Genomic DNA, 6522 nt, shown 5'->3' on the forward strand with positions numbered 1-6522 from the left:
CCGCCTGTGGGGGCAGCATGGAAAATCGGCGCGGGGCTGTGCCTGGGCGCGGCCGCCACGGGAAGCGCCAGGGCCGCCGATGGTCTGACGTTGGGCGCCACGATGCGGGCGCGGATCGAGGTGATCGATGGTCAGATCCGGCCCGGTTTCCGCAGCGACGACACCGCCTACAATCTGCGCACGACGCTGAAGGCCGAATATCGCGATGGGCCGATCCGACTGCTCGGCGAGCTATGGGACAGCCGAATCTATGGCGTCGACCGGCGCAGCGCGATCGGGACGAGCGAGGTCAACACGATCGAGCCGGTACAGGCGTTCGTCGAGGTCGATCTTCGCGATGCGCTGGGGACGGGTACGACCCTGAAGGCGACGGCGGGGCGGATGATGCTCAACCTCGGGTCGCGCCGGCTGGTGGCGGCCGACGATTATCGGAACACTACGAACGGCTATACCGGGCTGCGCGCCGACATCGGTATGGGAAAGCAGTGGCAGGCGACTCTGGTGTATGTGCTGCCCCAGATGCGCCGACCCGATGATATCGAGTCGGTGATCGATGCGGAGCGCGCGATCGACAAGGAGAGTTTCGATCTGGTCCTGTGGGGCGGGGTCGCGAGCCGCGCGAAGCTGTTCGGTGGAGCGAGCGGGGAACTCAGCTTTTTTCATCTCGGCGAAGCGGACAAGGCTGGTCGACCGACCCGTGATCGCTCGCTCGATACGATCGCGCTCCGGCTATTCCGGAAACCCGCGGCCGACACCACCGATTTCGATGTCGAGGGCGGCTATCAGCGCGGATCGATCAGCGCGTCGGCGGCGGTAAATGCGCGGCGGCTCGACGTGCTGGCATGGTTCGTTCACGGCGAAGCGGGCTACACCTTGGCCGGGGGCTGGAGGCCGCGCCTGTCCGTGTTCATCGACGTGGCGAGCGGTGATCGGCGCGGGGGACGCTACGGTCGGTACGACACGATCTTCGGCTTCCGGCGGGGCGAATATTCGCCCGCCGGAATGCTGGCGGCGATCGGGCGCGCCAACATCCTGTCGCCGGGAGTGCGCATCGATCTGGCGCCCGACAAACGATCGGACATCCACGCCAGCTATCGCCCGATGTGGCTCCATTCGCGCACCGACGCCTTCTCGACGACCGGGGTGGTCGATGCGTCGGGGCGGGCGGGGCGGTTTGCGGGACACCAGTTCGATGGGCGCGGGCGATACTGGATCATACCCGAACATCTCCAGTTCGAGGTCGACGCGACCTACATCGCCGCCGGCGGCTTCCTGCGCGACGCGCCGAATGCGCGGGGACAGGGCGAGGTTTACCTGTCGCTCAATCTGCTCGCTATCCTCTGACTCGACATCGCTGTCCCGAAGCATAATCTCCTCTCAAAATAGAAGAGAGGAGATGGGGATGCCGGGCTTCGCGCCAATCGTGGGGGCGCCCTTCGGCGTCGAAAGCGATTTCGATCTGTCGCGGCCGATCGATGCCGTCGAAGGCTATGCGATCCGCAGGGCCTTTGCCGAGCACAAGTTGCTGGTCTTTCGGAATCAGAATCTCAGCCAGGACGAGCAGGCGAGGGCGCTTGGCACGTTGGGCGACGTCCTGCCGGCGGGGCGCGAGGTGGGGGAGGTGTCCGTCGACGGGACGCTGGGTTCGAGCGCGCTCGCCTTCCATTCGGACCTGATCTTCACCGAGGAGCCGATCAAGGTGCTGTCGCTCCACGCGATCGATGTGGCCGAGGGCGAAACGGTGACGCGGTTCGCAAACGGGATTGCGGCGGCGCGCCATTTGTCTCCTGCGCTGCGCGATCGCCTGTCGCAGACGCCGGCTTTGGCGCTGATGTCGATCGTCCAGTCGCGACGCGCCATACCGGTGGTGATCCCCGATATCCTGCCGCGCGCCGAACGCCCCGCGCTGATCGCGCACCCCGCGACGGGCGAGCCGATCCTGTACGTGACCGAGATGCAGACGGTGCGGTTGGGCGGGATGTACGAGGCCGACAGCGACGAACTGCTCCACCTGCTGTTCGGGCTGCTCTACGCGCCGGCCAACATCTACGAGCATCGCTGGCGCCGTGGCGATCTGGTGATCTGGGACAATCTGGCGCTCCAGCACGGGCGGCCCGATCTGGCGGGCGTGGCGCGTCGGCGGCTGCAGCGCGCCTGCGTCGCCGATCACGACTTCGCCGAGCTCTGCCCCGACTTCAACAGCAGCGATCCGCGCGTGAAGGCGTTGGGACGGGGTGAGGATTATACTGCGGATACGGCAACTTACTGAGCATCCTTGATCTGCCCCGCCAGGGGGAGGATGCTAGACAAGGAAAAGGCCGGAACCCCGTGGGGTCCGGCCTTCGCCTGTAACGATCGGGTATGTCGCGGGTCAGGCGACCTGCGAGACCTGGCCCTCTTCGGGATCGCGCAGCACATAGCCGCGGCCCCAGACGGTCTCGATGTAATTGTCGCCACCGCAGGCCAGCGCCAGCTTCTTGCGCAGCTTGCAGATGAAGACGTCGATGATCTTGAGCTCGGGCTCGTCCATGCCGCCATAAAGGTGGTTCAGGAACATTTCCTTGGTGAGCGTCGTGCCCTTGCGGAGCGAAAGCAGCTCCAGCATCGCATATTCCTTGCCGGTCAGGTGGACGCGGGCGCCATCGACCTCGACGGTCTTGGCATCCAGGTTCACCGCCAGCTTGCCGGTCTTGATGACCGACTGGCTGTGGCCCTTCGAACGGCGGACGATCGCATGGATACGGGCGACCAGTTCTTCGCGGTGGAAGGGCTTGGTGACGTAATCGTCGGCGCCGAAGCCGAGGGCGCGGACCTTCGAGTCCATCTCCGCATTGCCCGACAGGATCATGACGGGGGTCTGGACCTTCGAGTTGCGCAGCTTCTTGAGCACGTCATAGCCGTGCATGTCGGGCAGGTTGAGGTCGAGCGCGATCAGGTCGTAATCGTAGAGCTTGCCCAGATCGAGACCTTCTTCGCCGAGATCGGTGGAATAGACGTTGAAGCCCTCCGAACCGAGCATGAGCTCGATCGCCTTCGCCGTGGTGGGATCGTCCTCGATCAGCAAAACCCGCATTGGTCGTTCCTTGCCTGTGTCGTTCCGAGCGCGTTGCCGCTGATCGGAACCCCGATGTTAACCATCGAAGATATGAAGGCAAAAGGTTAAAGCGGGATTAAGAGAGATTGCGGTCACTACTTAATTTGGGAACCATATCGCCCGTCGCCTTACGTCGCGGTTAACGGCCGCAAAAAAGAACGGCCGGATCCTGAGACCCGGCCGCTCCGTTTCCCGCCGCTCCCAAAGGGTGCCGTGCGGTAACTCTTTCGTCGAATATCAGCTCGCGAGAGCCGAAACGCTCTGATCGGCCGACTCGGCGGTGCTGCTGCCGTTGGCCCGGCCGCGCAGGCGCGTGATGTTGTCGCGCGCTTCGTCGATCCGGTCATGCGCCAGCTTGCTGACGTCGTCGGCGACCTTCTTGAGTGTATCACGGCTCTGCGCGGTGGCATCCGACAGCTTTTCGCGGCTGTCCGAAGCGATCTTGCTGATCCGTTCGCGGCCAAGATAGGCGGCGATGCCCGCGATCGCGGCGGCGGCGAGGGCGCCGAGACCGATCGAAACGGTTTTGCGGTTCACCGGGACCGACTGGATCGCCTTCTGCGCGCGGGTGCTCAGATCAGCGACCTTGGTACTTGCCTTCTTGCGGGTCGAGGCGGTCTTCGCGCTTGCCGAGCGCGTGCCGGTGGTGCCGGCTGCAGTGGTCGTGCGACGACGCGGCGTGGTGGAACGCTTGGCCGTCGAGCGGGTACGGGTGGTGGTCGCCATCGCTCACTCCTGTGTAAAATGAATTCGGGTAGAGAACGCCAAGTGTCCGGCAGGGTTCCGATTTTCCCGCATTCGTGCGACGAAGCGCGTGGGAGAGAGCGATGCAACGATCACGGATCGGGCTATGCCACCCGGCTTATGGTCGAGTCGGCGGAGCGGGTGCTTCCTAGATGCGGCCCGCTGCTGTATCGGCTTTGTTCCGTGGACGCCCCTGACGATATTGCCCAAAGGCCCGAATATGATGGCCGCAAGATCATCCATATCGACATGGACGCCTTCTATGCCTCGGTCGAGCAGCGCGACGATCCGGCGCTGAAGGGGCGGCCGGTCGCGGTGGGCGGCACGCGCGAGCGCGGCGTGGTCGCGGCCGCGAGCTACGAGGCGCGCGCTTACGGTGTGCGATCGGCGATGGCATCGTCGCAGGCGCGGCGGCTGTGCCCCGATCTGGTCTTCGTCAAGCCGCGCTTCGATGCCTACAAGACGGTGTCGCGCCAGATCCACGACATCTTCGCCGACTTCACGCCGCTGATCGAGCCGCTGTCGCTCGACGAAGCCTATCTTGATGTCAGCGCAGGGCACCCCGAGTTCGGATCGGCGACCGCAATCGCGCAGGAGATCAGGCGGCGGATCAAGGCGGAGACGGGCCTCACCGCATCGGCGGGGGTTTCGTACAACAAGTTCATCGCCAAGATCGCGTCGGACCAGAACAAGCCCGACGGGATATGCGTGGTCCGGCCCGATGTGGGCGCGGACTTCGTCGCCAGGCTCCCCATCGGCCGGTTCCACGGGATCGGGCCGGTCACGGCGAAACGGATGGAGAAGCTGGGGATCCACACCGGCGCCGATCTGCGCCGCGCGAGCCGCGAATTGCTCGACCGGCATTTCGGCAAGTCCGGCAACTATTACCATCTCGCCGCGCGCGGGATTGATCATCGGCAGGTGAAGCCCGATCGGGTCCGTAAGTCGATAGGGCACGAGACGACCTTCTTTCAGGATGTTTTCGCCCATGACGAGATGGCCGCCTTCTTCCGCGAGGCGAGCGAAACGGTCGCGCGCCACGCCGCGCGATCGGGCAAGGCGGGGCGCACCGTATCGATCAAGCTGCGCTATGCTGATTTCCGCACGATCACGCGCGCGAAGACGCTGTCTGTCCCGACCGATGATGCGGGGGTGATGGCGGAGGTCGCGCTGGCTCTGCTCGCGCCGCTGGAGCCGGTCGAACAGGGGGTGCGCCTGCTGGGCGTCACCTTGTCGGGCTTCGACGGTCCCGAGATCGAGGCGGAGCAGCTGGAACTCGAGCTGATCGCCTTTCCCTGACAGGCGAGTCGCGGGGCTCCCGAGCGGCCGGGAAGTTGTGGAAGTTGTCACTACGTCGCGTGAGAATCGCTCGCAACGGCAGTCCCCGAACAGCGGAGGGGGAGAAGGTGTGCGAATGCGGCATGCGGACAGCTAGGCACCGAAGGCGCCTGTAGGACAGCGCGATTTTGAGACGCTCCCGACACACTTTGCATCAATTCGCCGCACTTCACGCTCGCGTCATCGGCAACATGAACGCTGTCACGGCCAGCGTTCATCCAGCAGAAAGGTCGTTCTGGACACGCAATGTCAGCCGGGGGACAGGATAGAGGAGTCGCTACATGCGTGTCATTGCCAACAGGCCAAGTCTTTATGCCGTTCTTGCTATCGTTGCCCTGCCCATCGCGGGCAGCTTGTCTGCGCAACAGCAGGATGCGGTCGATCCGAGTATTCTCGTCAACGGCGTGCCGGCGGCTGATCCGGTTACTTTGACTAAGGGACCGGAGATCAAGGGTGTCATCTCCGCGCGCCAAGGCGATAAGCTGAAGGTGACGACCGCCGACGGCAACAGCACGGTTGTCGCGATCAACCAGGCGACGAAGATTAAGGGTAAGCGCTCCTCGGACTCGCTGCTCAACGGCCTGCCGGTGACGGTCAAGACGATGCAGGGTGGCCCCGATCTTCTTGCCAGCCAGATCAATTTCCAGACCAAGGATCTGAAGACCGCGACGATGATCCGCAACGCCACCGAGCGGCGTTTCGTCGAACAAGCCGCGGCGACCGAAGCGCTGCGCGGCCGCGTGGGCGACATCGACAAGTATAATATCAAGCACACGACCAACGTCCACTTCGACACCGGCAAGTCCAACCTGTCGGCCGAGGACAAGGAACAGCTCTGCTCGACCGCGACCCAGGCCAATGCGACCGAGAATGCGCTGCTGCTGGTCATCGGCTATACCGACTCGACGGGTAGCGAAGATACGAACCAGGCGCTCAGTGAGAAGCGTGCGAGCCGCGTGATCAACTATCTGCAGCAGGCGTGCGGCTGGAAGCCGTATCGCATGCTGACCCCGACCGGCATGGCCACCGCCGATCCGCTGGCGAGCAACGACACCGAAGAAGGCAAGGCACAGAACCGCCGCGTCGCGGTGAACGTGATGGTCAGCAAGAGCGTCGACAATATGTGATGCGCGCGGGGCGGGACTTCGGACCCGCCCCGGCATGCCGTGCGAGTAGCGTATTCTGTTGTGTCACCCCGGACTGGGCTCCGGGGTGATTTTTTGTGTGGGCGAACCAAATCTGGTGAAGGGCGGAGGGCAGCTTGCGCCCCACAAACAGACTGTCAGGCTGGCAATCCGCGTTCCCGACAACGGCTACATTACGCGCAGTTCTCTCCCGCTTTTCGT

At 64.2% G+C, this 6522-nt stretch carries 6 protein-coding genes; 4 read left to right on the forward strand and 2 right to left on the reverse strand.

Annotation, left to right across the window (positions count from 1 at the left end; all coding sequences use genetic code 11):
- Positions 1–6 precede the first annotated feature (6 nt).
- Together FYJ91_RS18290 and FYJ91_RS18295 are read left to right on the forward strand one after the other, a co-directional pair.
- A complete protein-coding gene (locus tag FYJ91_RS18290; RefSeq protein ID WP_246152721.1) occupies positions 7–1344 on the forward strand; it encodes an alginate export family protein in 1338 nt (445 codons plus the stop codon).
- Between the two features lie 58 nt (positions 1345–1402).
- Positions 1403–2269 (forward strand): TauD/TfdA dioxygenase family protein, encoded by an 867-nt coding sequence (locus tag FYJ91_RS18295; protein WP_181008575.1) that lies wholly within the window; start codon positions 1403–1405, stop codon positions 2267–2269.
- A 102-nt stretch (positions 2270–2371) separates the two neighbouring features.
- Here FYJ91_RS18295 and ctrA read toward each other — a convergent pair whose 3' ends face one another.
- Together ctrA and FYJ91_RS18305 are read right to left on the reverse strand one after the other, a co-directional pair.
- The gene (ctrA, locus tag FYJ91_RS18300) at positions 2372–3073 is read right to left on the reverse strand and encodes a response regulator transcription factor CtrA (RefSeq protein ID WP_149523746.1); all 702 of its coding nucleotides are present in this window, start codon (positions 3071–3073) and stop codon (positions 2372–2374) included.
- A gap of 258 nt (positions 3074–3331) precedes the next feature.
- Complete coding sequence (locus FYJ91_RS18305; protein ID WP_149523747.1) at positions 3332–3820, reverse strand: hypothetical protein; 489 nt, start codon at positions 3818–3820, stop codon at positions 3332–3334.
- Positions 3821–4003: 183 nt separating this feature from the next.
- On the opposite strand from FYJ91_RS18305, the gene dinB reads away from it, so the two are divergent.
- Positions 4004–5137, forward strand: a complete 1134-nt coding sequence (gene dinB, locus FYJ91_RS18310; protein ID WP_149523784.1) for a DNA polymerase IV — start codon at positions 4004–4006, stop codon at positions 5135–5137.
- A 320-nt stretch (positions 5138–5457) separates the two neighbouring features.
- Positions 5458–6303: an OmpA family protein gene (locus FYJ91_RS18315; RefSeq protein ID WP_149523748.1), complete on the forward strand. Its 846-nt coding sequence runs from the start codon at positions 5458–5460 to the stop codon at positions 6301–6303.
- Positions 6304–6522: the final 219 nt, after the last annotated feature.

This window comes from Sphingomonas montanisoli, assembly GCF_008274695.1.
Classification (GTDB): domain Bacteria; phylum Pseudomonadota; class Alphaproteobacteria; order Sphingomonadales; family Sphingomonadaceae; genus Rhizorhabdus; species Rhizorhabdus montanisoli.

Excerpts from the sequence above, each read along its gene's own strand:
- FYJ91_RS18295 (WP_181008575.1), top strand. The coding sequence starts at position 1,403 with ATGCCGGGCTTCGCGCCAATCGTGGGGGCGCCCTTCGGCGTCGAAAGC.
- ctrA (WP_149523746.1), bottom strand. The coding sequence starts at position 3,073 with ATGCGGGTTTTGCTGATCGAGGACGATCCCACCACGGCGAAGGCGATC.
- FYJ91_RS18305 (WP_149523747.1), bottom strand. The coding sequence starts at position 3,820 with ATGGCGACCACCACCCGTACCCGCTCGACGGCCAAGCGTTCCACCACG.
- FYJ91_RS18315 (WP_149523748.1), top strand. The coding sequence starts at position 5,458 with ATGCGTGTCATTGCCAACAGGCCAAGTCTTTATGCCGTTCTTGCTATC.